This window comes from Hymenobacter persicinus (assembly GCF_004167665.1).
GTDB lineage: Bacteria > Bacteroidota > Bacteroidia > Cytophagales > Hymenobacteraceae > Hymenobacter > Hymenobacter persicinus.
The window spans coordinates 1-25,850 of sequence record NZ_SEWE01000061.1 but is presented as its reverse complement, the minus strand read 5'-3'; the positions used below and the strand labels follow the sequence as shown (position 1 = coordinate 25,850).

At 60.2% G+C, this 25,850-nt stretch carries 21 protein-coding genes and 1 tRNA gene; 5 read left to right on the top strand and 17 right to left on the bottom strand.

Features of this window, described 5'->3' with window-relative positions:
* The 14 genes from EWM57_RS21965 to asnB all read right to left on the bottom strand — a co-directional run.
* Positions 1-122 (bottom strand): glycosyltransferase (locus EWM57_RS21965; RefSeq protein ID WP_129922936.1); only part of this gene is annotated, 122 nt, incomplete at its 3' end.
* A gap of 4 nt (positions 123-126) precedes the next feature.
* Positions 127-708, bottom strand: a complete 582-nt coding sequence (locus EWM57_RS19210; RefSeq protein ID WP_129922935.1) for an acyltransferase — start codon at positions 706-708, stop codon at positions 127-129.
* A 39-nt stretch (positions 709-747) separates the two neighbouring features.
* The gene (locus tag EWM57_RS19205) at positions 748-1,515 is read right to left on the bottom strand and encodes an acyltransferase (protein ID WP_129922934.1); all 768 of its coding nucleotides are present in this window, start codon (positions 1,513-1,515) and stop codon (positions 748-750) included.
* The gene (locus EWM57_RS19200) at positions 1,502-1,912 is read right to left on the bottom strand and encodes a sugar 3,4-ketoisomerase (RefSeq protein ID WP_129922933.1); all 411 of its coding nucleotides are present in this window, start codon (positions 1,910-1,912) and stop codon (positions 1,502-1,504) included. The genes EWM57_RS19205 and EWM57_RS19200 overlap by 14 nt, the downstream gene beginning before the upstream one ends.
* 133 nt (positions 1,913-2,045) lie before the next feature.
* Complete coding sequence (locus EWM57_RS19195; protein WP_129922932.1) at positions 2,046-2,831, bottom strand: enoyl-CoA hydratase/isomerase family protein; 786 nt, start codon at positions 2,829-2,831, stop codon at positions 2,046-2,048.
* A 44-nt stretch (positions 2,832-2,875) separates the two neighbouring features.
* Entirely contained in the window at positions 2,876-3,976 is a 1,101-nt protein-coding gene (locus EWM57_RS19190) for a DegT/DnrJ/EryC1/StrS family aminotransferase (protein WP_129922931.1), read from the bottom strand.
* A gap of 199 nt (positions 3,977-4,175) precedes the next feature.
* Positions 4,176-5,276, bottom strand: a complete 1,101-nt coding sequence (locus tag EWM57_RS19185) for an acyltransferase family protein (protein ID WP_129922930.1) — start codon at positions 5,274-5,276, stop codon at positions 4,176-4,178.
* Positions 5,277-5,398: 122 nt separating this feature from the next.
* Complete coding sequence (locus EWM57_RS19180) at positions 5,399-6,361, bottom strand: glycosyltransferase family 8 protein (protein ID WP_165370578.1); 963 nt, start codon at positions 6,359-6,361, stop codon at positions 5,399-5,401.
* Positions 6,362-6,541: 180 nt separating this feature from the next.
* Positions 6,542-8,002, bottom strand: coding sequence for a DUF6056 family protein (locus tag EWM57_RS19175; RefSeq protein ID WP_129922928.1), 1,461 nt, complete (start codon positions 8,000-8,002; stop codon positions 6,542-6,544).
* Positions 7,999-8,937, bottom strand: a complete 939-nt coding sequence (locus tag EWM57_RS19170) for a glycosyltransferase family 2 protein (RefSeq protein WP_129922927.1) — start codon at positions 8,935-8,937, stop codon at positions 7,999-8,001. Before EWM57_RS19170 ends, EWM57_RS19175 begins: the two co-directional genes overlap by 4 nt.
* A 100-nt stretch (positions 8,938-9,037) precedes the next feature.
* Positions 9,038-9,448 carry a sugar 3,4-ketoisomerase gene (locus tag EWM57_RS19165; RefSeq protein ID WP_129922926.1) on the bottom strand — a complete coding sequence of 137 codons (411 nt, stop codon included), beginning with the start codon at positions 9,446-9,448 and terminating at the stop codon, positions 9,038-9,040.
* Positions 9,449-9,541: 93 nt separating this feature from the next.
* Complete coding sequence (locus EWM57_RS19160) at positions 9,542-10,537, bottom strand: UDP-glucuronic acid decarboxylase family protein (RefSeq protein WP_129922925.1); 996 nt, start codon at positions 10,535-10,537, stop codon at positions 9,542-9,544.
* A 94-nt stretch (positions 10,538-10,631) separates the two neighbouring features.
* Positions 10,632-11,972, bottom strand: a complete 1,341-nt coding sequence (locus EWM57_RS19155) for a UDP-glucose dehydrogenase family protein (RefSeq protein WP_129922924.1) — start codon at positions 11,970-11,972, stop codon at positions 10,632-10,634.
* A 55-nt stretch (positions 11,973-12,027) separates the two neighbouring features.
* Positions 12,028-13,935, bottom strand: a complete 1,908-nt coding sequence (asnB, locus tag EWM57_RS19150; protein WP_129922923.1) for an asparagine synthase (glutamine-hydrolyzing) — start codon at positions 13,933-13,935, stop codon at positions 12,028-12,030.
* A 125-nt stretch (positions 13,936-14,060) separates the two neighbouring features.
* Here asnB and EWM57_RS19145 point away from each other — a divergent pair, with 125 nt between their 5' ends.
* A complete protein-coding gene (locus EWM57_RS19145; protein ID WP_129922922.1) occupies positions 14,061-14,561 on the top strand; it encodes an acyl-CoA-binding protein in 501 nt (166 codons plus the stop codon).
* A gap of 156 nt (positions 14,562-14,717) precedes the next feature.
* Here the strand turns inward: EWM57_RS19145 and EWM57_RS19140 are convergent, their stop codons facing one another.
* Positions 14,718-16,127 carry an FAD-binding oxidoreductase gene (locus EWM57_RS19140; RefSeq protein WP_129922921.1) on the bottom strand — a complete coding sequence of 470 codons (1,410 nt, stop codon included), beginning with the start codon at positions 16,125-16,127 and terminating at the stop codon, positions 14,718-14,720.
* Between the two features lie 42 nt (positions 16,128-16,169).
* Between EWM57_RS19140 and EWM57_RS19135 the strand changes: the two genes are divergently transcribed.
* From EWM57_RS19135 to EWM57_RS19120, 4 genes are all read left to right on the top strand, one after another.
* A complete protein-coding gene (locus EWM57_RS19135; protein WP_129922920.1) occupies positions 16,170-16,826 on the top strand; it encodes a C40 family peptidase in 657 nt (218 codons plus the stop codon).
* 149 nt (positions 16,827-16,975) lie between these two features.
* Complete coding sequence (locus EWM57_RS19130) at positions 16,976-20,161, top strand: TonB-dependent receptor (RefSeq protein ID WP_129922919.1); 3,186 nt, start codon at positions 16,976-16,978, stop codon at positions 20,159-20,161.
* 233 nt (positions 20,162-20,394) lie between these two features.
* The gene (locus tag EWM57_RS19125; protein ID WP_129922918.1) at positions 20,395-23,958 is read left to right on the top strand and encodes a TonB-dependent receptor; all 3,564 of its coding nucleotides are present in this window, start codon (positions 20,395-20,397) and stop codon (positions 23,956-23,958) included.
* 168 nt (positions 23,959-24,126) lie between these two features.
* A tRNA-Ala gene (locus EWM57_RS19120) sits at positions 24,127-24,200 on the top strand.
* A 133-nt stretch (positions 24,201-24,333) separates the two neighbouring features.
* Here EWM57_RS19120 and cysK read toward each other — a convergent pair.
* Together cysK and EWM57_RS19110 are read right to left on the bottom strand one after the other, a co-directional pair.
* Entirely contained in the window at positions 24,334-25,254 is a 921-nt protein-coding gene (cysK, locus tag EWM57_RS19115; protein ID WP_129922917.1) for a cysteine synthase A, read from the bottom strand.
* Positions 25,255-25,289: 35 nt separating this feature from the next.
* Positions 25,290-25,850: serine O-acetyltransferase (locus EWM57_RS19110; RefSeq protein WP_129922916.1), on the bottom strand; the 561-nt coding region annotated here is incomplete at its 5' end.

The window sequence follows — 25,850 nt, the reverse complement described above, 5'->3', positions numbered from 1 at the left end:
TCGTCGACGATGAGCAGCTCCCAGTGCGGGTAGGTCTGCTGGCGGATGCTCTCCAGCGTCTGGCGCAAATACGCGCTGTTGTTGTACGAGGCCACCCCAACTGTCACTAAAGGCTCTTCCATGGGATTACCCAAGTAAATCAGGTGAAATAGTGGGTTGCAGGCCAGTGGCCGTTGTAAGGTAGGTACGGAGCCCATCAGCCGAACGCCAGCGGTCCGGTCCCTGCGGCAGCAGTTTCTGCCCGTACTCATCTACCCACCCGTGTTGCCGGGCGGGGTTGCCGTACACCAACGCATAGTCGGGCACGGAGCGTGTTATCACGGCGCCAATGCCCGTCATGGCGAAGCGGCCGATGCGCACGCCGGCCAGGATGGTAGAATTAGCACCTACTGAAGCGCCGTAACCAATCACCGTTTTGGCTAGCTCTACGTCGTGCTGCTTGCTGCGCGGCCGAAGGTCATTCGTGAAAACTACATTAGGTCCTAAGAACACATTGTCTTCCACTGTCACCCCCTTCCACAGATAAATACCGCTTTTCAGGGTTACATTATCACCGATATCCACGCCATCTTCGATGAAACAGTGGTCACAGATGTTGCAGTTTGACCCAATTCGCACACCCGGCAGGATATGCACAAAGGCCCAGATAGTAGTACCGGCCCCAATGGCGTCGGTTTCTACCAGGGCGGAAGGATGAATTTTTGACATGCCGCTACCCTATCATTATAGAAAACCGTCGGCTATGTACTAGTGCTGTTGCTGACTCCAGGCTTCAAACCCAATCCCTTGCCAGGGCATGCCCCGCTCGAAGTTATACATCCACGGGTATTGCGAACCTTCTTTTTCCCGGGACCCGATTTCGCGAATGTCCCGCGCCACTTTTGCCGGGCTGCCGACGGCGAAACTATAGTCCGGAATGTCACGGCTTACCACCGAGTTGGCTCCGATCAGGCAATTGCTGCCGATGGTGACGCCCGGCAAAACCACCGAATGCACCGTGATAATGGTATAGTCGCCAATGGTTGGGCCCTTACAGTAATTGGACGGGGGCCGGGAGTCATTGGTAAAGATGGTGTAGGGAAAGATAAACACGTAGCTGCCAACCGTCGAGAACTCGCAGATGTGAACGTTACTGTACAGCCGGCAATAATCCCCAAAAGTGGAATTGCCTTGGATATCTACCATGGTGCTGATCAGGCAGTGGGCACCGAACCGCGCACCTTCGCGCACCGTGATACGGTGCCCAGTGTTGAGACCTTCGCCAAAAGTGCTGCCGGCATAGATAATAGCGTGGCTGCGAACAAAGGAATTAGCGCCGATTACGGTTTCCGGATTCTGGTAGCCTTCCTGAAAATAATAAGCGTTGGTTGGCTCGCCGATAACACAGTCATTGGCAATGATGGTATTATCCCCGATTTCCACGTTGTCGTAGATGGTGGTATTGTCGCCAATCCGAACATTTTTACCAAGCCGGACATTGGTACCCAGCTGCACGTTGCGGTTATTGAATTTCATCGTTTCCGAGCTGTTTGAATTCCGTGTAAGACCTGATATAATCAGCCTCATCGTAGGGCAGCGACGTCAGTGACATCAGCACGGCGTCGTGCGAGAACTTGATGCGGCCCCAGTGCAGGCGGGGAATATACAGCCCCTGGTTGGGGGCATCCAGCAGGTAATCCGTTTTCTCCCCAGCAGTATTTTCCACCGTGAACTCAATCCGGCCGTGGGTGGCAAAAATCAGCTGCTGTCCTTCCCGGTGCGCGTGCTCCCCGCGGATTACTGAATCGGGCGTGAAGTAAGTCCAGAAGACTCGTTGAATTGCGAAGGGTAAGCGGGCATTTTCGGCTACGGAAATGTAGCCTAACTCTAACGAGCCAATCTTGTCAAACTCAATAAGCTGCGGAACTGACATAGCTGGAATTTCAGGTGAGTACTTAAGAATGGCGGCGGGTAAATGTCCGGCACAAACAATTTTGGCCCGAGGAAGGTCGAGGGGTGCGTCACAAAACGGGGCCAGCTAGGAGGCCCTTTCGCACCAGCAAAGCTTACTGCCCTTTGAAACTAGGCTTACGCTTCTCCACGAAAGCCTGCACCCCCTCCCGGAAGTCCTCGGACTGACAACAGTCTTCGAAAGCAGCCGCTTCGGCTTCATAACCTGCCGAACCGCCAACTTGAGCGGCGGCAGCCGCTTGCAGCACTTTGGTCAGCGCCAGCGGCGCACGCTCCAGCATACTACCAAGTAAGTCGAAGCAAGTCGGCAGCAGCTGTTCAGCGGGCACCACGCGGTTGACAAGGCCGATGCGTAGCGCTTCCTCAGCCTTGATTGGGTTGCCAGTGAGCATCAGCTCCAGTGCCCGGCCTTTGCCCACAAGCTGGGTTAGGCGCTGCGTCCCGCCGTAGCCCGGGATGATGCCCAGCTTCACTTCCGGTAATCCCAACTGGGCATTTTCACTCGCAATGCGGATATGGCAGGCCAGAGCTAGCTCGCAACCGCCCCCGAGGGCAAACCCGTTGATAGCCGCCACAACCGGAACCGGCATCTGCTCTAGCAGCTGCAGTATCCGCTGGCCCCGCTCAGCGAAGGCCCTGCTTTCGGACGGGGCCAGCATTTTGAATTCGTTGATATCAGCTCCCGCTACGAAGGCCTTCTCGCCGGCGCCAGTGAGCAGAATGCCCCGAAGCCCGACTTGGCTTTTGGCCTGGGTCAGGAGCTGCTCCAACTGCTGCATGGTCGCAATGCTTAACGCATTGTATTGGGCTTCCCGATTGATGGTTAACACTAGGATGCCGTCGGCACGTAGATCAACCTGAATAAAAGAAGTGCTTTTCATAGTCTAGGCAGAGAAACAGAGGCGGACAACGGACGTTACGTAGCTTAGTAGAAGCGGCGAATAGCTTCCACTACAGCCGTTACGTCTTCTTCCTTCATACCCGGCCACATGGGCAGGCTCAAGCTGGTGTTGGCCAACTCTTCCGCAATTGGGAAGGCTCCCTGCTTGATTCCGAGGTGAGCATAAGCCTGCTGCAGATGAGGCGGTACGGGGTAGTGAATCAGCGTACCAATTCCAGCCTCCGTGAGGTGCCGCTGCAGGGCGTCGCGCTGGGCGGTGCGCACCACGTACAAGTGATACACGTGGGTACTGCCAGCAGCCGTTACGGGCAGGTGCAAGTCTCCCACGCTCTGCAACTGGGCATCATACCAAGCAGCTACCTGCTGGCGCTGCCGCGTCCAGTCGGGCAGATACTGCAGCTTGACTTGCAGCACGGCCGCCTGCAGTTCGTCAAGGCGGGAGTTGTACCCGATTACCTCATTGTAATATTTTTGCTGGGAACCGTAGTTGCGCAGGGTGCGCAGCTTCTGCGCCAGCATGGCGTCGTTCGTCGTTATGGCCCCGGCGTCGCCGAGTGCGCCCAGGTTTTTACCCGGATAAAAGCTGGTTCCGTTCACGTCACCGAAGCTACCAGTTGATTTGCCACCGGCAGTAGCGCCCTGAGACTGGGCATTGTCTTCAATCACGAAGAGCCGATGCTGCCGTGCAATTGCCATAATGGCTTCCATCTCGCAGGCCTGGCCGTAGAGGTGCACCGGCATAATAGCTCGGGTACGCTCGGTAATAGCGGCTTCAAGCCGGGCCGGATCGAGGTTGGCCGTGGCAGGGTTGGGCTCAACGGACACCGGGGTGGCGCCCACGTAAGACACAGCCAGCCACGTGGCAATGTAAGTATTGGAGGGGACGATTACTTCGTCGCCGGGGCCAATGCCCAGCGCCAGCAATGATAAATGCAGCGCGTCGAGGCCATTGGCGACGCCGACGCAGTGCTGGACGTCACTAAATCCGGCGTAGGCAGCCTCGAAGCTACGGACGGCATCTCCCAGCACGTACCATTGAGAGTCATAAATGCGCCCCATAGCCGCCATCACTTCTTCTCGAATGGGCTCATGCTGAGGTGAAAAGGCAAGGAAAGGAACCTTCATCAGTATATTAGGAAAAAAGTAGCGGAGCGCCAAAATTAAGCAATGTTCCCCAGTATGGTCACGGGTGCTATTGCGGGCCAGTTTTTTCCAGTATTCTATAAATATTTTGTGGCATCCAGCTTATACACTGCGAGCGGAGCTACTAATGGCAAATGGCCGTAGAGAAAAGTATAACTCTGACGCAGCCAACCCAGGGCGGCTACTTTCGGCGCGACAAAGCTTTTTGCAGGGGGTGCTCAACGCTCTTGTACAGCAAGATTGCAAGCACGTTCAGCGCCAGAAAGCGCGCGAACAGCGGCCAATTTAAGTAGTTAATTATAAGGGCACTGAATACGCCAGTATGCACCAGATAGAAGGCGTAGGAGCTACGTCCCAGCAGATCGAATAAGGAGGAAGATAGTACCGTACTTAGGACTCCCCGCTCCGCGACCAGTCCGTACAGCAGGGCACAAACGCCCAGGGGCATAAACAGATTAAGCAGCACTTGTCCTGGCGCGGAAAGAAAGTGAATATCATAGTAAGCCAGCAGAACCATTACGGCAAGAATCCATAGCGCGCCGATGGTCGTTGCCAACGGCTTGCCTGGCTTTTGAACCGGGTGTTCCTTGATGTAGAGAGCGAGCCGCATGCCCATGAAAAACTCGATGCAGCGGCCAAAAAAGGTGTAGTAGAATGTAAAGGGGTAGGAATTAAAAAAACCGAATACGTAGTGCCGGGAGAAAAAAGCCGTTAGCAGCACGCCCAGGCTAAGGAGCATGGCAGCGAAGATGAAAAAGAACTTTTTGCTGCGATAGAGGGCCAGAATCAGGAAGGGGGCGGTCAGGTAAAAGCTTTCTTCCACGGTCAGGGACCAGCCCGGACCAATACCGGAAAACTTCAGCGTTTCCGAGAAGCCTTTTAGCATGGTAATGTCGACGAAAGATACCACAGCCCGGTCGACGGTAGAATACGACTGCCACTCCTGCATTACCCCTAGCCCGGGGGCAAACTGCGCCACCAACAACGTGAGAACAGTCAGCAGAAAGTACAGGGGATAGATGCGCGCTATGCGGTTGCGCATGTAGTTCACAGCCCACTTCCGCGAGGCTTCCACGTGGTCGTAGTACCGGATGCAGATTAGCAGACCGCTCAACACGTAGAAGATATTGATACCGACAAGGCCCTGATCAAAGAACTTGAACAGAAAGCTGCTCCGGTCAGGTGCCGGATTGAAGTGGTGAAAAAAAACCAAGTAGGCCGCCACGGCCCGTAAACCCGTCAGAGCCGGGAAATAATGACCAGTTTTCTCCGCTAAGGACATACAGTTCGAGCTGACAGGGCAAAGCAGCAAACCGGGGCAGAGCCCGGCCGCCTACAACCAAGAGCACAGGCTCTTGGTCATGGATAAAGAAAAGAACTTGATTTGAAGCCGATGCCCCACTCCTACCGGCCCAGCGCGCCCTTGAGCCGCCGCCACACCCGCCCAACTTCCGGGTAGTTGAAATAGGTTTCCAGGGCCCGGCTGCGCGCCAACGCTACCATACCCTGGCGGGAAATAGGCTTGGGCAGGTACTGACCGGTGTGGGCAATGGGCGACTGACGCAGGTATTCGGGGTACAGGAAGCGGAGCTTGTTTATGCAGGCGCGGTGCCAGGGCTTGTTGCGGCCGTTGTAGTGGATGATAACCTTGTCGGCCAGAAACTTTCGGTAGTCCCGCTTGGCCAGATCCTCCGGAATATAGGCCTTCATCAGGTTGTAGCGGCTATCGAGGCGGTGCCAGGTGCCGTTGAAGACCACGTTCAGGGCATCCTGGTCGTGGTACTTGAGTTTGTCGGCGGGCGTGGCGCGAATAATCTCCAGGGCCCGCTCCGTGATGCGCTGTGCCCGCCACTGGGGCAGAGCCATCAGCAGCACGCCGGAGTTGAAATAGTCTTCCAGACTGCGAATACCGATTTCGTCGCGCAGCGGCACCTCCGCTTCCATAATGGCACCGGCGGCCGTGTCGCCCAACTCGGTTTGGTACACGGGCAGCAGGCTCCCGACGACCAGGATATCGATGTCGAGGTAGAGCAGCCGCTCGATGGAGTGGGGCAGCAGGTGGGGCAAAAACAGCCGGTAGTACGCGGCCATGGTAATGTACGCTTCCGGCTCATCGGGCCCGGGCACGGGAAAGCCCTTGGTGACTTCCGGGCCGACGGTGTAAAAATGCATGTCGCCGCCCTGCTCCCGGGCGTAGGCGACCATCTTGGCTTTTTCCGCTTCCGGCACTTCCGTCGCAATGGCGTGCACCTCAATCCGGGCGTCACGATTATTGACAAAAATTGACGCGAGCAGCACGTACACGGGCTTGATGTATCCTTCGTCGAAGGCAATGGCAACGTGGATTACGGGAAGAGCAGAGGACATACAAGCAAGGGCAAAAAACGATACGCCGGCGGACCAGCCAAACCTCGGGAACAAACCCGCTGACTTTGGCAGCCAAAGATACATTGCCCAACGGACTCCAAAATCGACGATGCCGGCTTCACCGCCGGAATACTCCGGCTGCGCCGACGTCGAGGCGGGGTTTGCCAGCGGGGCAGGTCTCTACTGCTCAAAGTGCCGTTGAACGCGCTGCGGCAGTGCCGACACCCGCACACTGTCGAGGCCGAAGTAGTCGGCCAGGCCGGAATTGGCAATGTCGCGGGGGGAGAGTTCGAGTTCGTGCAGAAAGATTGTGGCCGGATACTGGTATTCCTGGGCCAGGAGCGGCGGCACTACCACCTGCCGCTCCCTGCGCTGCTGGGCACGCTCCAGCAGCTGATAGCGCCGGTGCTGAGCAAGGTTGTAGCCGGGAGCCTTGAAAGCCAGATCAACGTAAGCCCGGTGCACCGCCGAGCTTTGGCTCAGCAACACGAGCAGCAGCCAGATGCTGCGGCAAATGCTTCCCTGGGCCTTGGTAAGCTTCCAGCCCGCGGGCGGCACTTGTCGGAAGACCCGGAAAACTACCGCAAACCAGCCCGCCAGGAAAACGAAGTAAATCAGGTTCCAGACCCGGGCCGGCACCTCATTGGTTAGCCAGAGCGTGGGCAGCGGAAGCACCAGCAGCACTCCTACCCCACTGCCGGCGGCCAGCCACCACCGGTAAGCTGGAGAAGCTCTAGGGGCCGCCGACCACTCGGCACTCAGAGCCACGAGCAGCGTCATTAGCAGCAGCAAACCACTGCTGCCCCAGCTGGCCCAATGGGCCACGGTCAGGTACACGCTTTTGGCGCCGACAACCAGCAGGTGGGAGCTTAGGAGTGCGGAAGTACTGACCACCGCCGCCCGGGCCACATTGCCGGGAGCCATAAGGGTAACGGCGGCGCCCAGCCCCGCGCCCAGCAGCAGCACTGGCCACCGCCGCCGGCCGCGGGGCTGGCAGCAGCACCACCCCACCAACGCCACCACGGTCAGCAGCATGCTCAGTTCGTTGGTCCCCGCCAGCAGGAACGCTGTAATTCCTCCCAATACCACCCACCCAGGCCGGGCCAGTCCTCGCTGCAGGCGCGCGGCCACGCCCAGGAGCCCCAGCGTCAGGATGATACCCGTGGTGTACACGGCCGAGCCACTAAGCCAGTACAAAGCCGAGGCAACCGAAGGAATACCGCACAGATACAGCAGTACGCCGTAGCCAGCCGCGCGCCAGCGGGTTGCGGAGCTCAGCGGCGGAAACAGCCCCCCGAGGGCAAACTGGGTAGCGGTGAGCAGGGCACCGAGCAGCAGTACCGGGGCCAGGCGCAGAGCCACTAGCCAAGCGCCCAGGCTGGGTGCCTCGTAGGCCAGGCCGTAGAAAAACGAGCTGGTATAACGGCCCGTCCAGTGCTGGTAGTATTCCCCGATTCCGGCCCAAAAGCCCAGGTGCCGGGCAAATACGGCCCCCTGGAAATCGTCATCGGTGGGATGATTGTAGGCACTGATCAGCACGAAGGGCAGCAGCGCGGCCGCCAGCAGCGCCCATTCCACCGCAGGCTGCGCGGCCAGTCGGAACCACGGCTTGCCCCGGCGTCCCAGCTCCCCCGGGTTCATAGCGTGGGCTCCGCTACGGCCTTGACCACGTAGAGCGGCCGGTGACGGGCCGCGTCGAGGCCCCGCCACACGTATTCGCCGATAATGCCCAGGGCCATCATCTGGAAGGCCGACACAAACAGCAGCACCACCATCAGCATGGTCCAGCCGGCGGGCTCCTGCACCCCGCTCAGGCGCAGAAAAACCAGATACACGCCGTAAATCAGGGCAATCAGGCCCAGGCTAATGCCCACGGCCGAAATAGCCCGAATTGGGAAAAAGGAAAAGGCCAGAAAGGAATCCAGAAAGAGCTTGAGCTTTTTGGACAGCGTCCAGCGGGAACGGCCAATTTCGCGGCGGCTGCGCACGTAGGGGATGTTCACGTACGGATAGCCCAGCCAGGTCATGAGGTAAAACAGGTTGCTGTTGCGCTCCTGCAGCCGCACAATATGCTCCCGGATCTGCACGTCGAAGAGCACGTAGTCGAAGCCCCCGCTGGGAATGTTGGGCAGGGCAAAGCGCCGCATCAGGCTGTGAAACAGGTTGGCCAGCAGCTTGGTCAGGGCGTCCTCGCGCCGGTCCTGCCGGTTGCCGATAACGAGCTTGATGCCCTGCCGCCAGTAGGCGTACATCTGCACCATCAGCTCGGGCGGGTCCTGCATATCGGCGGTGATAATCACGTTGCAGTCGCCGGTGGCGTGGGCCATGCCGGCCACAATGGCATTGTAGGAGCCCACGTTGCCGGCCAGTTCCACCACCCGCACTTTGCCGGGCTGCTGCTGCCGAAATGCGTGCAGGGCCCCCACCGTGCCGTCGCCGGAGCCATCATCCACCAGCACGTACTCGAAAGTCACCTCCGGCGGAAACCGCGCCTCATTGGCTACCAGCGCCTGCATCGTGACGGGGATGTTGGCTTCGTTGAAGTAACAGGGAATGATAATGGACAGCTTCGGCATAAGGCAATACAAGAGCGGCAGTCGGGGCGCAGCCGGAAGCGAGTTGGCCGCCGGCAAAGCGAAGATAGCACGCCCCTCACTCGAATCGGCGCGGCGCCCGCTAGGAGGCGGAACCCCAGGTGCGCTTGAAGGTGGCGTAATCCCGAATATAGTCGGGTTCGCTGTACGGGGTGGACGCCAGCACGAGCTGCACGGCCGCGCGCGAGTACTGCATGGTGTGCCAGGCGTGCGCCGGAACGTAAAGGCCCTGCTGCGGGGAGTCGAGCACGAAAAGCTGGATTTCGCCGTCGGGCATTTCAGTGGTCACCAGAATGCGGCCGGCAACGGCGACCAGCACCTGCTCAGTCTGGTGGTGGGCGTGGCGGCCGCGCACAATCATTTCGGGGGTGTCGTAGGTCCAGAACAGGCGCTTCACCTCGAACGGCAACACGCCGGGCCCGTCGAGCACCGCCATGTAGCCCACGTCGGCCCGGCCCAGTTTCGGGAAATCAAGCAAGTACGGTTTCCTCATGCGCAGCGTGGGCCGGTTACAACTCCAAATAAACGCAAAAAAGCCCGTTGCGCGGGACAACGGGCTTTTTTGCTGGCAAGTAGCCGGACGTAGCTAGAACGTGCGGGGCGTATTGTTGACCTGGCCGGCGGCCGCTACCTGCACGTGCTCCTTGAAGTACTCCAGCGTGCGGCGCAGGCCCTCGGCGCGGTCAACCTTGGGCTCCCAGCCCAGGATTTCCCGGGCTTTGGTGATGTCGGGCTTGCGCTTCATCGGGTCGTTCTGGGGCAGCTCCTGGTAGGTGGGCTTAAACTCCACGTTCATGAGCTTGGCAATTTCTTCGCCGAACTCCTTGATGGTGATTTCGTCGGGGTTGCCAATGTTCACGGGCAGGGCGTAGTCGCTCAGCAGCAGGCGGTAGATGCCCTCCACTAGGTCGTCGACGTAGCAGAACGAGCGGGTCTGGGAACCGTCGCCGAACACGGTCAGGTTCTCGCCGCGCAGGGCCTGGCTCAGGAACGCCGGCAACACGCGGCCGTCGTTGAGGCGCATGCGCGGGCCGTAGGTGTTGAAGATGCGCACAATGCGCGTCTCCAGCCCGTGGTGGTTGTGGTAGGCCATGGTAATGGCTTCCTGGAAGCGCTTGGCCTCGTCGTAGCAGCCGCGGGGGCCGACGGGGTTCACGTTGCCGAAGTACTCTTCCACCTGGGGATGAATTTCCGGGTCGCCGTACACTTCCGAGGTGCTGGCAATCAGCATGCGGGCACCCTTCACCCGGGCCAGACCCAGCAGGTTGTGGGTGCCGAGTGAGCCGACTTTCAGGGTCTGAATCGGAATCTTGAGGTAGTCGATGGGCGAGGCGGGCGAGGCGAAGTGCAGGATGTAATCCAGCTTGCCGGGCACGAATACGAACTTCGACACGTCGGCGTGGTGAAACTCGAAGCTCTCCTTGCCAAACAGGTGCTCGATATTGGCCAGGTCCCCGGTAATGAGGTTGTCCATGGCAATAACGTGGTAGCCTTCGGCCAGAAACCGGTCGCAGAGGTGGGAGCCCAGAAAACCGGCGCCGCCGGTAATCAGAACGCGTTTTTGTTCGGAGTTTGTAGCCATTTTTTAGCGGTTCGCCGCGGGCAGGCTGCCGGCGGCATGCAGTGATAAGTATACCGAAAACCCGCGGCCCGCCGGAGCGGACGCGGGCCGGGCGCTAGGCCACCGGCTCTTTGTGGTCGGTGCGAACCCCGATGCAGTGGTAGCTGAAGCCAGCCTCGTGCATTTCGCGGGCGTCGTAGATGTTGCGGCCATCGAAGACGGCTTTCTGCTTCATCAGGCGGCCCACCACTTCGAAGTTGGGGGAGCGGAACTCGGGCCACTCGGTCACCACCAGCAGCGCGTCGGCGTCGATGAGGGCGTCGAACTGATCCTTGGCGTAGGTAATCCGGTTGCCGAGTGAGTGTTTGGCCTCTTCCACGGCCACCGGGTCGTAGGCCGTCACGGTGCAGCCTTCGGCCAGCAGCTTCTCGATGATAACCAGGGAAGGCGCCTCGCGCATGTCGTCGGTTTTGGGCTTAAACGACAGGCCCCACACGGCCATCTTCTTGCCTTTCAGCTCGCCGCCAAAGTGCTTCGTGACTTTGTCGAACAGCACTTCCTTCTGGGCGTCGTTTACGCTCTCCACGGCCTGGAGCACCTGCATCTGGTAGCCGTTTTCGGCCGCCGTCTTGATCAGGGCCTTCACGTCTTTGGGGAAGCAGGAGCCGCCGTAGCCGATGCCGGGGTAAATGAACTTGGTGCCGATGCGGGCGTCGGAGCCGATGCCTTTGCGGACCATGTTCACGTCGGCGCCCATGATTTCGCACAGGTTGGCAATGTCGTTCATAAACGAAATCTTGGTCGCCAGCATCGAGTTGGCGGCGTACTTCGTCATCTCGGCCGACGGAATATCCATGAAGATAATCGGGTGGCCGTTGAGCAGGAAAGGCTTGTAGAGCTTGGTCATCACCTCCTCGGCGCGGGCCGACGAGACGCCGACCACAATCCGGTCGGGCTTGAGGAAGTCGTCGATGGCGGCGCCTTCCTTGAGGAACTCGGGGTTGGAAGCCACGTCGAACTCGATGGTTTCGCCGCGCTTGGCCAGGGCATTTTCGATTTCGGCGCGCACCTTGGCGGCCGTGCCCACCGGCACCGTGCTCTTGGTCACGATGACGCCGTAGTTGTTCATGTTCTCCCCGATGCCGCGGGCCACGGCCAGCACGTACTTCAGGTCGGCCGAGCCGTCTTCGCCGGGAGGCGTGCCCACGGCAATAAAGGCCACGTCGGCATCCTTGATACCTTCAGCGAGGCTGGTGGAGAAGTGGAGACGGCCTTTTTCCACGTTGCGGGTAACCATTTCCTCCAGGCCCGGCTCGTAGATGGGCAGGATGCCCTTGTGCAGGTTATCAATCTTCTTCTGGTCGATATCGATGCACGTCACGTCGATACCGACTTCGGCGAAGCATGTTCCTGTCACCAGGCCAACGTAACCAGTGCCTACAACTGCGATTTTCATATGGGGCGAAACGAGTGAAAAAGCTGTTTTTATCTTAACTATCTATCCGGATGGCCTAGCTCATCATCCATTTTTTCCACCACCACTGAAACACGATCAGGGCCCAGATGCGGGCGTGCACGTCGCCGGGGTTGCGGGAAAACAGCTGAGTTTTGAGCGCCCGGATGGCGTCGACGCTGAACACGCCCTGGGCCTCGATGAAGGCATCGGAGAGCAGGTCGTCTTCAATCAGAGGGCGTAGCTCGTTGCGGAACCACTTGAGCAGGGGCACTTCGAAGCCGTGCTTGGGGCGTTTGTAGAGTTCCTCGGGCAGCAGGGGCCGGAAGGCGTCCTGCACGATGCGCTTCTTCATGTCGGCGTTGATCTTGCTGTCGACGGGCAGGGAGAAGGCAAAGTTGACCACGTTGGGGTCCAGGAAAGGCGGGCGCACCTCCAGGGAGTTGGCCATGCTCATCAAATCGACCTTGGCGAGCATGTCGTAGGGCAGCACCAGGTTCATGTCGGTGAGCAGCACCTCGTTCAGGTCGCCGTCGGCGTGCAGGTTTTCCAGAATGTCCTTGCGGCGCTTCTCGGCCAGCTTCTTGCCCACCTTGCGGCGGGAAGCCGGGCTGAGCAGGTTGCGGGCATCCTTCTCGCTCACGAACGAGGCCCAGTCCCAGTAGCGGTCCTTGGGCCCGCTGAGCATACCGCGGGAGAAGCGCTGAAACTGCCGGATCTTGTTGCCCAGAAACGAGTTGCGCGACTTGGGCAGCACGTCCCAGAGCAGGTTCAGGCCCGTTACGGCCTCGGCCTTGAAGCCGCCCTGCCGCACCTGAAACTCGCCCATGTGCTTGTTGTAGCCCGCGAACATCTCATCGGCGCCGTCGCCGGAAAGGGCCACGGTGGCTTTTTCGCGGGTGCGCTTGCTCAGGATGTACACCGCCAGCGCCGAGGAGTCGGCAAAGGGCTCGTCGATGTAGTTGAGCACATCGAAAATGTGGTCGTAGAGGTCCTGGTTGGTGAGCGAGAAAACCGTGTGGTTGGTTTTGTAGCGCTCCGCCACCAGCTTGGCGTACTTAGTCTCGTCGAAGAAGGGCTCGTCGCGGTAGCCGATGCTGAACGTGTTCAGGTGCTGGGTGTGGCGCGAGGCCAGGGCCACAATCACGCTCGAGTCGATGCCACCGCTGAGGAAGGCACCCACGGGCACGTCGGCTACGAGGCGGCGGGCGGTGGCGTCGTCGAGCAGTTCGACGAGCTTCTGCTGCTGCTGCTCGTAGCTGAGCTTGTTTTTGTCGGTTTTCTTGGGGTCGTAGGGAATCTTGTACCAGCGCTTGCGCACCACTTTGCCGCCCTTCACGAACAGGTAGTGGCCGGGCAGCAGCTTCTTGACTCCTTTAAAGATGGTGGCCGGACCGGGAATGTAGTTGAGCTGCAGATACTGGCTCAGGGCCACGTAATCGAGCTTGCGCGGTACGCCCAAAGCCAGCAGCGACTTCATCTCGGAGGCGAAAAACAGCTTGTCCTCGTCGCGGTACACCAGGATGGGCTTCTCCCCCATCCGGTCGCGGGCAATGAACACGGAGTCCTCTTCCTTGTCGTAGATGGCCAGGCCGAAGAAGCCGTTGAGCTTTTTCAGAAAGCCCCGCCCCTCACTGATGTAGAGCTTCAGGATAACTTCCGTGTCGGTCTGGGAGCGGAAGGTGTGACCTTTCTTGACCAGCTTCTGCCGCAGCTCGCGGAAGTTGAAAATCTCCCCGTTGAAGACGATGGTGTACCGCCCCGACTCGTCGGTCATGGGCTGGTTGCCGTCGGCCGAGAGGTCGAGGATGGCCAGCCGGCGGAAGCCCAGGCCGCAGTGGTCGTAGACGAAGTGTCCCTGCGAGTCGGGCCCGCGGCTGACAATGGCGTCCGTGGAGGCTTGCAACGCGGAGAGCGAACTGCGTCCAGCGTCGGTGAAGGCGAATATTCCGGTGATTCCACACATAATTAGCGGGCAAAAGTACGAACTCTGGGGACTAACATTCCAAAAAAGTAGCGGGGCGCCCCCGCAACCAAAGCCGTGCCACGATAGTACACCCCTTGATTCCCACTTTTTAAATTCCTTCCGGTATGGATCTTCAGCAACAGATGGACTTACAAAAGCAATTCGAAGCCGCCGTATCCCGCGTCGACAGCCTGCCCGGCGACAAAGCCGCCGCCCACATGACCGAGTTGTACGGCCTTTACAAGCAGGCCACCCAGGGTGACCACGACACGCAGGGCGAAACTGTCGGCGACGACACGCCCGACAAACCTAGTGGGGACCCGGGCATGTCGCAAGCCCAGTGGGACTCGTGGAGCAAATTTAAGGGCGTAAGCGAAGACGACGCCAAGCGCCAGTACGTGAGCAAAGTCAATGAGCTGGCCGGCCCGGTGGGCGAGCAGGCCACCATTATCACCGGCAGCGGCCAGCCCGCCACGGCTTCCCAAGTTGACAGCGCCGACGACAACACGACCACCTCCCGCCAGCCCGACAGCGGCCCCGGCGTTTCGCAGGGCGGCCTGCGCGGCGACATCACGGCCGGGGCTCCCTACGGCGGCGAGGACAAGCTCAAAGGCGACCAAAGCTAGCCCCCGGACTTCCCCGACGAACCCGTCGGATTTCAGTGGTCGGTTCCGCTTTAACCCACCTTCTAAAAAGGCTCCCAGTCGGGGGCCTTTTTTTGTGCCGGTAGCGCCAGCAAAACTGCAGGTGTTGGCACCGTCCGCAGAAATCCGGGGCCCGGGCTAGAAGATCTTGCCCGGGTTCATGATGCCGTGGGGGTCGAAGACGGCTTTGATGCCGCGCATCAGGTTGAGGTTGGCTTCCGCCAAGGCAATGCCGATGTAGCCTTTTTGAACCAGCCCAATGCCGTGCTCCCCGCTGATGGTGCCGCCGAGCTTGACGCAGAGCTCGAATATCTCCGAAATTGGCTCCCGCAGGCCCACGTTCCACATTTGGTCGTCGAGGTCGCCGCGGATGATGTTCACGTGCAGGTTGCCGTCGCCGGCGTGGCCGTAGCAGACGCTCTTAAAGCCGTAGCGGGCCCCGATTTCTTTGACGCCCTTAAGCAGGGTGGGCAGCTCGGCCCGGGGCACTACGGTGTCTTCCTCCTTGTACACGGAGTTGTAGCGCACCGAATTGCCGATGTTGCGCCGAATCTTCCAGAGCTCGTCTTTCTGGGTGGCGTTGTCGGCCAGCAGGATTTCACCCACGTCGTACTTCTCCAGCACCCCGTATACCTGCTCGGCTTCTTTATAGAGCTCATCTAGGTCCTGGCCGTCGAGCTCAATGAGCAGGTGGGCCCGGATATCCTCGGGCAGGGTCAGCGGAATCTTCAGGTAATCGGACGACCAGGCAATGGCTTCGCGCTCCATAAACTCCATACCCGACGGGATAATGCCGGCCCGAAACACGGCCGATACGGCTTCGGCGGCCTGCTCTTCCTGCCGGAACGGCACCAGCATCAGAATATTCTGTTTGGGGAAGGGCAGCAGCCGGAACACCACCTTCGTGATAATACCCAGCGTGCCCTCGGAGCCCACCATGAGCTGAGTCAGGTTGTAGCCGGTGGAGTTTTTGAGCGTGTTGGCCGCCGTCCAGATAATCTCGCCGGTCGGCAGCACGACTTGCAGGTTGAGCACGTAGTCCCGGGTGGTGCCGTACTTGACGGCCTTGGGCCCGCCGCTGCTGTGGGCCAGGTTGCCGCCCAGAAAGCAGCTGCCCTTGCTGGCCGGATCGGGCGGGTAAAATAGGCCTACCTCCTTCACTGCATTCTGAAAGGCCTCGTTGATGACGCCCGGCTCCACGGTGGCCTGCAGGTTGCGCTCATCAATCTGGATGATCTTGTTGAGCCGCTCGGTGCTGAGCACCACGCCGTGATGGATAGGCAACGCACCGCCGCTCAGGCCCGTACCCGCCCCGCGGGCCGTGACGGGCACGTGGTTTTCGTGGCAGAGGCGCACAATCTGACTGATCTGCTCGGCGTTAGCGGGGCGCAGTACCACATCCGGGGCAAAGTGCAAGTCCTCGGTATGGTCGCGGCCGTAGTCGGCGTAGGCGGTGGCCTCGGTGCGCTGGGCGGTGAGCACATGCTCGGCGCCCACAATGCGTTCGAAAGCAGAAACCAGTTCGGGCGTCAGGACTTGGAAATCCATATATAGAAGGGCAAAATGAGCAAGGCACGTATCTTTGTCCCGATGCGGGACCACAGAACGAAGGTACAGCATTCACGACAGTGGCGCCATTGGCTGCCGCTGCTGGCGCTGGTGTTGCTGGCGGGACTGGCCGGCTGCGGCGGCTCCCGCAAACTCAACCAGCGCAACGGCCGCTACTATTCGGCCCGCGACATGGCCCGCATGAAGGCTGCCGACCGGCGCCGGGGCGTGGTGAGCAAAACCAAGTCCAAGGCCCCGGCGGGCAAAGCCAAGCTGGTGGTCAAGCGCAAATCCAGCCCCGCCACCGTTCGCCAGGATCTGGCTACTGTGATTCAGACGGCCCGCTCCTTCCAAGGCACTCCCTACAAGTACGGGGGCACGAGCCGCCTGGGCATGGACTGCTCGGGGCTCCTGTTTAATTCCTTCGCCGCTATTAACGTGCAGATTCCGCGCTCCTCCAACGAGCAGGCTGTGTGGGGCACGCCCGTCAAGCCCCAGGATCTGCAGGCCGGGGATTTGGTATTTTTCGGTGCCTCACCTGGCAGCAGCACCATCACGCACGTGGGACTAGTGACGGAAGCCAGCCCGGAAAACGTGCAGTTCATCCACTCTTCCAGCTCGTTAGGGGTCGTGGAAAATAGCTTGGAAAGTGATTATTATCTCAGCCGCTTTATCAAGGCCGTACGGCCTGTATTGTGAATTTCCCTATTACCTTTGCGCCGTGAAACCCGCGTGTTGGGGGGTCATTGGTTAATAGTAACGATTCGGTAATAAGCGTCCCCGAACTCGTCTTTACTTTTGCGGCGCTTAACCTCAGGCACCCTCTTTTCTCACCATTTTCCCCATTTATGAAACACTTACGTTTACGCCATTTCTTGCTGCTGGTGCTGACGCTGCTGTCAGCGCAAGTAGCGTGGAGCCAAGGCGCAACCACCTCTGCCATGAACGGTGTTATCACCGACAAAGCAGGAGCTGGCTTGCCCGGCGCCACGGTTATTGCCGTGCACACGCCTACGAATACCCAGTACGTGGCCCCCACCAACTCGGAAGGCCGCTTCAACATCCAGAACATGCGCGTAGGCGGACCATACACGGTTCGCGTAACTTTCATTGGCTATAAGGAAGCCGCCCGCGACGGTATCTTCCTGACGCTGGGGCAGAACCTGCGCCTCGACATCAACCTGAACGAAGCCACCACGGAACTGGCCGGCGTTACGGTTCAGGGCCAGTCGAGCACGGTGATCAACGCCAGCCGCACCGGCGCCGAAACCACGATTTCGCGCGAGCAGATCCAGCGTCTGCCCACGCTGAGCCGTTCGCTGAACGACTTCACGCGTCTGACCCCGCAGGCTAACGGCGGCGGCAGCTCGTCGATTGGTGGTTCGAACAACCGCTACAACAACATCACCATCGACGGCGCCGTGAACAACGACGTTTTCGGTCTGGCTGGCTCGGGTACCCCCGGTGGCCAGGCGAGCACCACCCCCATTGCCCTGGACGCTATCCAAGAAATCCAGGTGGTGGTAGCACCCTACGACGTAACGCTGGGTAACTTCACCGGCGGCGGCGTCAACGCCGTAACCCGCTCGGGCACCAACGACGTGTCGGCTTCGATCTACGGCTTCGGCCGCAACCAGAACTCGGTGGGCAAAAGCGTCACGGAGCCCCGCACGAAAGCGGATGAGTTTTACAACTACCAGACAGGTTTCCGCGTGGGTGGCGCCCTGGTGAAGGACAAAGTGTTCTTCTTCCTGAACGGCGAAATTGCCCGCAACAGCACTCCCCTCTCCTTCGAGCCCGGCTCCTCGACCTCGCGCATCCGCGTAGCTACCCTGGACTCGATTGCCAATACGGCCCGCAACGTCTACGGCTACGAAGTAGGCGACTACGGCGTTATCAACCGCAAGACCGAGAGCAACAAGATCTTCGCTCGTCTGGACTTCAACCTCAACGCCAACAACCAGCTCACGGTGCGTCACAACTTCGTAGACGCCTTCGACGACAACATCACGCGTACTTCTACGCAGATGCGTTTTGGCAACAACGCCTACAAGTTCAGCAACCAGACCAACAGCTCGGTTATTGAATTGAACAGCCGTCTGAGCTCGTTCTCGAACAAACTGCTCTTGAGCTACAGCCGCATCCGCGACACCCGCGAGACGCCAACCGCGTTGTTCCCGACCTTCGAAATCAACGCCAGCGGCAACCGCTACACCTTCGGTACGGAGCGTAGCTCGGGTGCCAACGAACTCGACCAGGACATCATCGAGGTAACCGACAACCTGACCCGCGCCATCGGTAAGCACACCCTGACGCTGGGCACGCACAACGAGTTCTTCAAGTTCCGCAACCTGTTTATCAACAACGGTCCCGGCTACTACCAGTTCAACTCGCTGGCTAACTTCTACAACGGCGTTGCCAACAACTTCCAGGCTGCCTATGCTACCGCCGACAACGGCGAAGCCAGCTTCAAGGCCGCCCAGCTGGGCGTGTACCTGCAGGATCAGTTCTCGCCCATCGAGAACCTGCGCCTGACTGCCGGTGTGCGTCTCGACGTGCCCGTGTTCTTCGACAAGCCTCAGTACAACAAGAACGTGGCTGAGCAGACGGCTTTCTCGAAGTTCGGCAGCATCAACACCCAAAACGTACCAAACGGCCAGCTGCTCTTCGCTCCGCGCCTGGGCTTCAACTGGGACGTGAACAACGACGCCAAAGTGCAGCTGCGCGGTGGTACCGGTATCTTCACCGGCCGCGTACCCTTCGTGTGGATTTCGAACAGCTACACCAACAGCGGCCTGATTCAGGGCTCGGTTAACGTATCCAACCCGAAAAACCCGAACGGCGGCCGGGCCGTCCTGACCGACATCAGCCAGTTCCCGACTTACTACTCTAGCGGCGCCGCCACCACGACCCAGATCAACGTGCTCAGCGACGACTTCAAGCTGCCCCAGGTATGGCGCTCGAACCTGGCCGTTGACTTCCGTCTGCCCGGCGACATCGTAGCGACCTTGGAAGGTATCTACTCGAAGACGATGAACGATATCTACTACCAGGACATCAACCTGAAGGATCCAGTAGGTCGTCTGGCCGGTCCTGACCAGCGTCCGATCTACGGCAACAGCACTGCTACCCGCCTCGTTGACTCGCGCTTCACCAACGTGTACCTGCTCAGCAACACCAGCAAGGGCTACCGCTACAACGCCACGGCTCAACTGCAGAAAAACTTCAAGAACGGCCTGAACACGATGGTGGCCTACACCTACGGTATGGCGAAAGAAGTGAACAGCGGCGCCAGCAGCACGGCTGACTCCAACTTCGGCTTCAACCAGATCGTAGCCGATCCGAACAACCCCGAGCTGGGCTTCTCGCGCAACGACCAGCGTCACCGCATCCTGGCCACCGGCGGCTACACGGCCCGCTACGGCGGCGAGAAATTTGCCACCGGCCTGTCGCTGGTATACGAAGGCCTGTCGGGTCAGCCGATTACCTACGTGTACAACTCTGACCTGAACTTCGACCGTGGGGGTGGAACCCGCTCGGGCAACGACCTGATCTACATCCCCCGCGACGTGCGCGACACCAAGGAAATCATCCTGGTAGCCAGCGAAGGCCGCACCGTAGCTGAGGTTCAGAACCAGCTCGATGCTTTCATCGAAAACGACCCTTACCTGCGCAGCCACCGGGGCCAGTATGCCGAGCGTTTCGCCGCCCGCATGCCCTGGACCCACCAGTTCGACGTACGTCTGACCCAGGACTTCAACTTCATGGCCGGTGGCAAGAAGAACACCCTGCAGCTGACCTTCGATGTTATCAACGTGGGCAACCTGATCAACAACGATTGGGGCCGTCAGTACTCGCTGTCAAACAACGCTTCGGAAATTCTGCGGGTAGCTAACATCGCCACGCTGGCACCAAACGTGCAGCCGACCTTCACGTTCCCCGCCAGCTTCGCGGTCAACAACCGCTCGTATGACATTGCTCCCTTCGCTTCGCGTTGGCAGGGCCAGCTGGGCGTACGCTACATCTTCAACTAAGCGTACCACAGCATCAGTACTTCCCGGGAGCGGGTGGAGAAATTCTCCACCCGCTCTTTTTTTTGTCTATATTAGTCCAGCCAGCTATTACAAATACAATGCTCTACGATGGCATTCCGGGCACTTCAACGAATGGTTACTCTCCCGAATATCCAACTTTAATAACATTTTAATAATACGCGTTGGCGGCCAGCAGGAACTACTTTTGTCCACTTTTTCACCAACCTACCCTTATGAGACAACCGCTGTACCGTCATTTGTTACTGCTGCTGCTGGCCTTGCTGTCGGCGCACGGCGCGTGGAGCCAAGGCGCCACCACCTCGGCCATGAACGGGGTTATTACCGATAAGGCCGGCAGCGGCCTGCCCGGCGCCACGGTCATTGCCATCCACACCCCCACCAACACCCAGTACGTGGCCCCTACCAACTCGGAAGGCCGCTTCAACATTCAGAACATGCGCGTAGGCGGGCCTTACACGGTCCGCGTGACGTTTGTGGGCTACAAGGACGCCGAGCGCACCGGCATTTTCCTGACCCTGGCCCAGAACCTGCGCCTCGACCTGAACCTGAGCGAAGCCACCACCGAGCTGGCCGGCGTCACCATCTCGGGCCGCCAGGATCCGGTGATTAATGCCGGGCGCACGGGCGCGGCCACCAGCGTACAGCGCGAGCAGATTGAGCGTCTGCCCACCCTGAACCGCTCCTTCGACGACTTCACCCGTCTCACCCCGCAGTCGAACGGGCAGAGCTTCGGCGGGCGCAACAGCGGCTTCAACAACATCCCCATCGACGGGGCCCTGTTCAACAACGCCTTCGGCCTCTCGGCCACCGTGGGCGGCCAGGCCAACGCCCAGCCCATTTCCCTCGACGCCATCGACCAGATTCAGGTCAGCCTGGCTCCTTACGACGTGCGCCAGGGCTCCTTCACCGGCGCCGGCATCAACGCCGTGACCCGCTCGGGCACCAATAAAGTATCGGGCTCCATCTACGGCTTCTACCGCAACCAGGACCTGGTGGGCAGCAAGGTCGGCGACGTGACGTCGGACTACCCCAAGTTCAACCTGAAAAACTACGGCTTCCGCGTGGGCGGCCCCATCATCAAGGACAAGCTGTTCTTCTTCCTGAACGCCGAGCAGGAGCGCCGCAACGACCCGCCCACCGGCAACTACACGGCCCTGAAGCCCGGCCAGACTGCTGGCGGCAACATCTCCCAGGCATCTTCCACCGACCTCGACGCGCTGTCGCAATTCCTGAGCAGCAAGTACGGCTACAACACCGGCCCCTACGAAGGCTATCAGCTCAAGTCGAACAGCGACAAGGCCACGGCCAAGCTCGACTGGAACATCAGCGCAGCACACCGGCTGTCGGTGAAATACAACTACCTCAAGTCGTACCGCGACGTGCCGCCGTCCAGCTCCGGCCTGTCGTTGGCCGGTGCCCGGGCCCAGAGCAACACCAGCCTGCCCTACCTGGCCGCCTACTACCGCATCAACAACAACCTGAACTCGGTGATTGCCGAGCTGAACTCCACGTTCGGCAGCCGGGCCTCGAACAACTTCACCGCCGGCGTCTCGTCGTTCCGCGACTTCCGGGAAAGCTCCGGGGGCATCTTCCCGCTCGTGGACATCGGCAACGGCCAGGGCTCCTTGCTGACCACGTTCGGCTACGAGGCCTTCTCGGCCAACAACATCCTGAACAGCGACGTGTACCAGATTGGCGACAACTACACCATGTACCTGGGCAAGCACAACGTGACGCTGGGCACCTACACCGAGTTCTACAAGTTTAAGAACGGCTTCGCGCCCAACTACTACGGCCTGTACTCCTTCAACTCCCTGGCCGACTTCTACTCGAATGCCAACCAGACGCCGAACCCGGCCACGGGCACCATTTCGAACCCCACCAACTACCGCCTGCAGTACTCGGCCCTGGCCGACGGCTCCTTCCCCTTCGCCAACATCAAGGCCCAGCAGTACGGCGTGTACGCCCAGGATGAGTACACCCCGGTACCGAACCTGAAGGTGACCGTGGGCGTGCGCGCCGACGTGCCGAACGTGCCGACCAAAATTGCCCGCAACGAAGCCGCCGCCCAGCTCACCTTCCGCGACGGGTACAAGATTGAAACCGACAAATTCCAGAGCACCTCGGTGCTGTTTTCGCCCCGCATCGGCTTCAACTGGGACGTGCAGAACGACCAGAAAACCCAGGTCCGCGGCGGCACGGGCATCTTCACCGGCCGCGTGCCCTACGTCTGGATTTCCAATCAGGCCTCCAACAACGGCGTGCTCTTCGGTTCTTTCTCCAGCACCAACGGCGCGGCGTACCCCTTCTCGCCCGACGTAACGGCCAACATCCCGGCCTCCCGCACGGCCGCCACGACCTACAACCTGGCCGTGACGGACAAGGACTTCAAGTTTCCGCAGGTATGGCGTACCAACCTGGCCGTGGACAAGCAGCTGCCCCTGGGCATCGTAGGCACGCTGGAAGGCATCTTCACCCAGGACCTCAATGCTGTGTACCACGACAACGTGAACCTGCCCACGGCGGCCGTCACGGCCCAGGGTGCGGATAAACGGCCCATCTACTACGCCACCGATGCCAGCGGCAACGTGCGCAACACCCGCGCCGGCAGCACGCCCCGCAACGCGGCCGGGGTGCAGACGGGCAACTACGTACCCGCCGTGTTTGCCAACAACCGCATCTACGGCCCGCTGGTTGACCAGTACGGTACGGAGCTGCTGGGCGCGCCCGGTGCCAACGGCTTTATCCAGGGCGGACAGGCCAACACGGTAGCGCGGCCCAACATCACCGACGCCATCGTGATGCGCAACACCAACAAGGGCTACTCCTACTCGCTCACGGCCCAGCTGCGCCGCTCGTTCTCCAACGGCTTCTACGTGGACGCGGCCTACACCTACACCGACTCCCGCTCCGTCAACGACGGGGGCTCCATTGCCCAGTCGATCTGGCGCGACCGGGCCGTGAGCGGCGACCCGAATGCCAACGTGCTGTCGTATTCCAACTTCCTGCAGCAGCACCGCGTGATTCTGTCGGCCTCCTACAAGAAAGAGTACCTGGGCCACCTCGGCACCACGGTGTCGATGTTCTACGTGGGCGCGGCGGCTAACGACGCCTTCAACTCCAGCCGCTTTTCCTACGTGTACTCCGGCGACATGAACGGCGACGGGGCCGGCGGCAACAACGACCTGATCTACGTGCCCCGCGACCAGAGCGAGGTGGTGCTCAACACCATCAACTTCTACTCGCCCAACGACACCAAGCGCACCGCCGCCGGCATCGTTTCGACCTATACCGCCGACCAGCAGTGGGCCGACCTCGACGCCTACATCAAGCAGGACAAGTACCTGAGTGAGCGGCGCGGGCAGTACGCCGAGCGCAACGGCGCCGTGCGCCCCTGGCAGCACCGCATCGATTTCCGCCTGCTCCAGGACGTGTTCACCGACCTGGGCACGAACAAGAACTCGATTCAGCTGAGCGTGGATATCTTCAACATCGGTAACCTGCTCAACAAGAACTGGGGCATCGTGCAGACGCCCAACCGCAACGCCCTGCTCACGTTCCAGAACTACAACGCCACGAGCAACCCCACCTTCACCTTCCCCTACCTGACGGCCCCGGTTATCAGTGCCGCCACGCTTGATGCGAGCGGCAACGTGGTGCAGAAAGGCACCGTGACCACGCCTGGGCAGGTACTATCGAAGACCTTCCGCGACGATGTGGGCAACCTCAGCGCCCGCTGGCAGATGCAGGTGGGCGTCCGTTACATCTTCAACTAAACCAACGGCTTAACGCGTAAAAAAGGGGCTGGCGGCTATGCCAGCCCCTTTTTATTTGGGGGCCAGCCGCAAGTTTTTTCACATTTTTTTATGCGCAGCCTTGCAGAATCGAAAACGCGCCGTACTTTTGTCCCACTCAAGCGCAACTGGCGAATGAGACTCACAAACGGGGGATTAGCTCAGCTGGCTAGAGCGCTTGCATGGCATGCAAGAGGTCATCGGTTCGACTCCGATATTCTCCACTGAAAGCCCGACCAGCCGGTCGGGCTTTTTTTGTGCTCGTTCACCTGGCACGAACAGCAAAGGCCACCCGGACGGGTGGCCTTTGCTGTTCGTGCCAAAATCAGCTCGCGGGGAATTTGACTGCACCGGACACTACACGAACAGCCCGTCGACGGACAGGTACCGCTCGCCGGTATCGTAGCAGAACGTGAGCACGCGGCTGCCTTGGGGCATTTCGGGCAGCTTCTTGGCAATGGCCGCCAGCGAGGCCCCCGACGATACGCCTACGAACATGCCTTCCTCCCGGGCAGCCCGGCGCGCCATGTCGAAGGCTTCCTGCTGGCTGATCTGGATGGTGCCGTCGAGGACTTCGGTGTGCAGGTTGGCCGGAATAAAGCCCGCACCGATGCCCTGAATCGGGTGCGGCCCCGGGGCGCCGCCGCTGATAACCGGCGACAACTCGGGCTCTACGGCAAACGTCTGCATGCCCGGGAAATGGGGCTTGAGCACTTCCGTCACGGCCGTGATGTGGCCGCCGGTGCCCACCCCGGTGATGTGAAAGTCGAAGCCTTCGGGCGCGTCGCGCAGAATTTCCTGGGCCGTGGTTTCGGCGTGCACCCGGATGTTGGCCGGGTTTTCAAACTGCATGGGCAGCCAGGCCCCGGGTGTGTCGCGCACAATCTCGTGGGCCTTTTCAATGGCGCCCTTCATACCCTTCTCCCGGGGTGTGAGCTCCAGGTTGGCCCCGTAGGCGGCCATCAGGCGGCGGCGCTCAATGGACATCGACTCGGGCATGACCAGGGTAAGCTTGTAGCCTTTCACGGCCGCCACCATGGCCAGCCCCACGCCGGTGTTGCCGGAGGTAGGTTCCACAATCAGGCTGTCGGGGGTGAGCAAACCGTCTTTTTCGGCTTGCTCAATCATGGCCAGGGCAATGCGGTCCTTGATGCTGCCGCCGGGGTTGGCGCGCTCCAGCTTCACCCACACTTCCACGTCGGGGCGGTGGGCAAACAGGCGGTTGATGCGCAGCAAAGGAGTATTACCAATAGTATCGAGAATGGTGTTGGCTTTCATTGGCGAAAGAAAAGAAGGTGTTGAGGTCGGAAAAATCAGATAGAGAAAACGATGTCGGCAGTGGGGTCTTCGGTGCGGGTGACGTGAATCTGAGCGCGGTGGTAGACGCGGGAGTGGGACGGCACGCTCTCGGTCAGCCAGACGTTGCCGCCGATGATGCTGTGGCTGCCCACCACGGTGCTGCCGCCCAGAATCGTGGCCCCGGCGTAAATCACCACGTGGTCTTCGATGGTAGGGTGGCGCTTGAGGTTGGCCATGTGCTTGGCCACGCTCAGCGCTCCGAGCGTGACGCCCTGAAACACCTGCACGTGCGCCCCGAGTACGGCCGTCTCGCCAATGACGATGCCCGTGCCGTGGTCGATGCAGAACGAGGGGCCGATGCGGGCGCCGGGGTGAATGTCGATGCCGGTTTGGGTGTGCGCATATTCGCTGAGCAGGCGCGGCACCCGCGGCACGTGCAGCTGCTCCAGGGCGTGGGCCAGCCGGTGCAGGGCAATGGCGTAGAACCCCGGGTAGGTACTGATAACCTCGGCCAGCCCCTGCGCGGCCGGGTCGGCGGCCAGAATGGCGGTGGCATCCTCCAGCAGGGCTTCGCG

What these genes read in the sequence shown, in the direction of transcription:
- EWM57_RS19165 (WP_129922926.1), bottom strand. Translation starts at nt 9,448, where the DNA reads ATGAGGAAACCGTACTTGCTTGATTTCCCGAAACTGGGCCGGGCCGAC.
- EWM57_RS19200 (WP_129922933.1), bottom strand. Translation starts at nt 1,912, where the DNA reads ATGTCAGTTCCGCAGCTTATTGAGTTTGACAAGATTGGCTCGTTAGAG.
- EWM57_RS19175 (WP_129922928.1), bottom strand. Translation starts at nt 8,002, where the DNA reads ATGAACCCGGGGGAGCTGGGACGCCGGGGCAAGCCGTGGTTCCGACTG.
- EWM57_RS19145 (WP_129922922.1), top strand. Translation starts at nt 14,061, where the DNA reads ATGGATCTTCAGCAACAGATGGACTTACAAAAGCAATTCGAAGCCGCC.
- cysK (WP_129922917.1), bottom strand. Translation starts at nt 25,254, where the DNA reads ATGAAAGCCAACACCATTCTCGATACTATTGGTAATACTCCTTTGCTG.
- EWM57_RS19155 (WP_129922924.1), bottom strand. Translation starts at nt 11,972, where the DNA reads ATGAAAATCGCAGTTGTAGGCACTGGTTACGTTGGCCTGGTGACAGGA.
- EWM57_RS19180 (WP_165370578.1), bottom strand. Translation starts at nt 6,361, where the DNA reads ATGTCCTCTGCTCTTCCCGTAATCCACGTTGCCATTGCCTTCGACGAA.
- EWM57_RS19130 (WP_129922919.1), top strand. Translation starts at nt 16,976, where the DNA reads ATGAAACACTTACGTTTACGCCATTTCTTGCTGCTGGTGCTGACGCTG.
- EWM57_RS19140 (WP_129922921.1), bottom strand. Translation starts at nt 16,127, where the DNA reads ATGGATTTCCAAGTCCTGACGCCCGAACTGGTTTCTGCTTTCGAACGC.
- EWM57_RS19205 (WP_129922934.1), bottom strand. Translation starts at nt 1,515, where the DNA reads ATGAAATTCAATAACCGCAACGTGCAGCTGGGTACCAATGTCCGGCTT.
- EWM57_RS19185 (WP_129922930.1), bottom strand. Translation starts at nt 5,276, where the DNA reads ATGTCCTTAGCGGAGAAAACTGGTCATTATTTCCCGGCTCTGACGGGT.
- EWM57_RS19190 (WP_129922931.1), bottom strand. Translation starts at nt 3,976, where the DNA reads ATGAAGGTTCCTTTCCTTGCCTTTTCACCTCAGCATGAGCCCATTCGA.
- EWM57_RS19195 (WP_129922932.1), bottom strand. Translation starts at nt 2,831, where the DNA reads ATGAAAAGCACTTCTTTTATTCAGGTTGATCTACGTGCCGACGGCATC.
- EWM57_RS19210 (WP_129922935.1), bottom strand. Translation starts at nt 708, where the DNA reads ATGTCAAAAATTCATCCTTCCGCCCTGGTAGAAACCGACGCCATTGGG.
- EWM57_RS19160 (WP_129922925.1), bottom strand. Translation starts at nt 10,537, where the DNA reads ATGGCTACAAACTCCGAACAAAAACGCGTTCTGATTACCGGCGGCGCC.
- EWM57_RS19170 (WP_129922927.1), bottom strand. Translation starts at nt 8,937, where the DNA reads ATGCCGAAGCTGTCCATTATCATTCCCTGTTACTTCAACGAAGCCAAC.
- asnB (WP_129922923.1), bottom strand. Translation starts at nt 13,935, where the DNA reads ATGTGTGGAATCACCGGAATATTCGCCTTCACCGACGCTGGACGCAGT.
- EWM57_RS19125 (WP_129922918.1), top strand. Translation starts at nt 20,395, where the DNA reads ATGAGACAACCGCTGTACCGTCATTTGTTACTGCTGCTGCTGGCCTTG.
- EWM57_RS19135 (WP_129922920.1), top strand. Translation starts at nt 16,170, where the DNA reads ATGCGGGACCACAGAACGAAGGTACAGCATTCACGACAGTGGCGCCAT.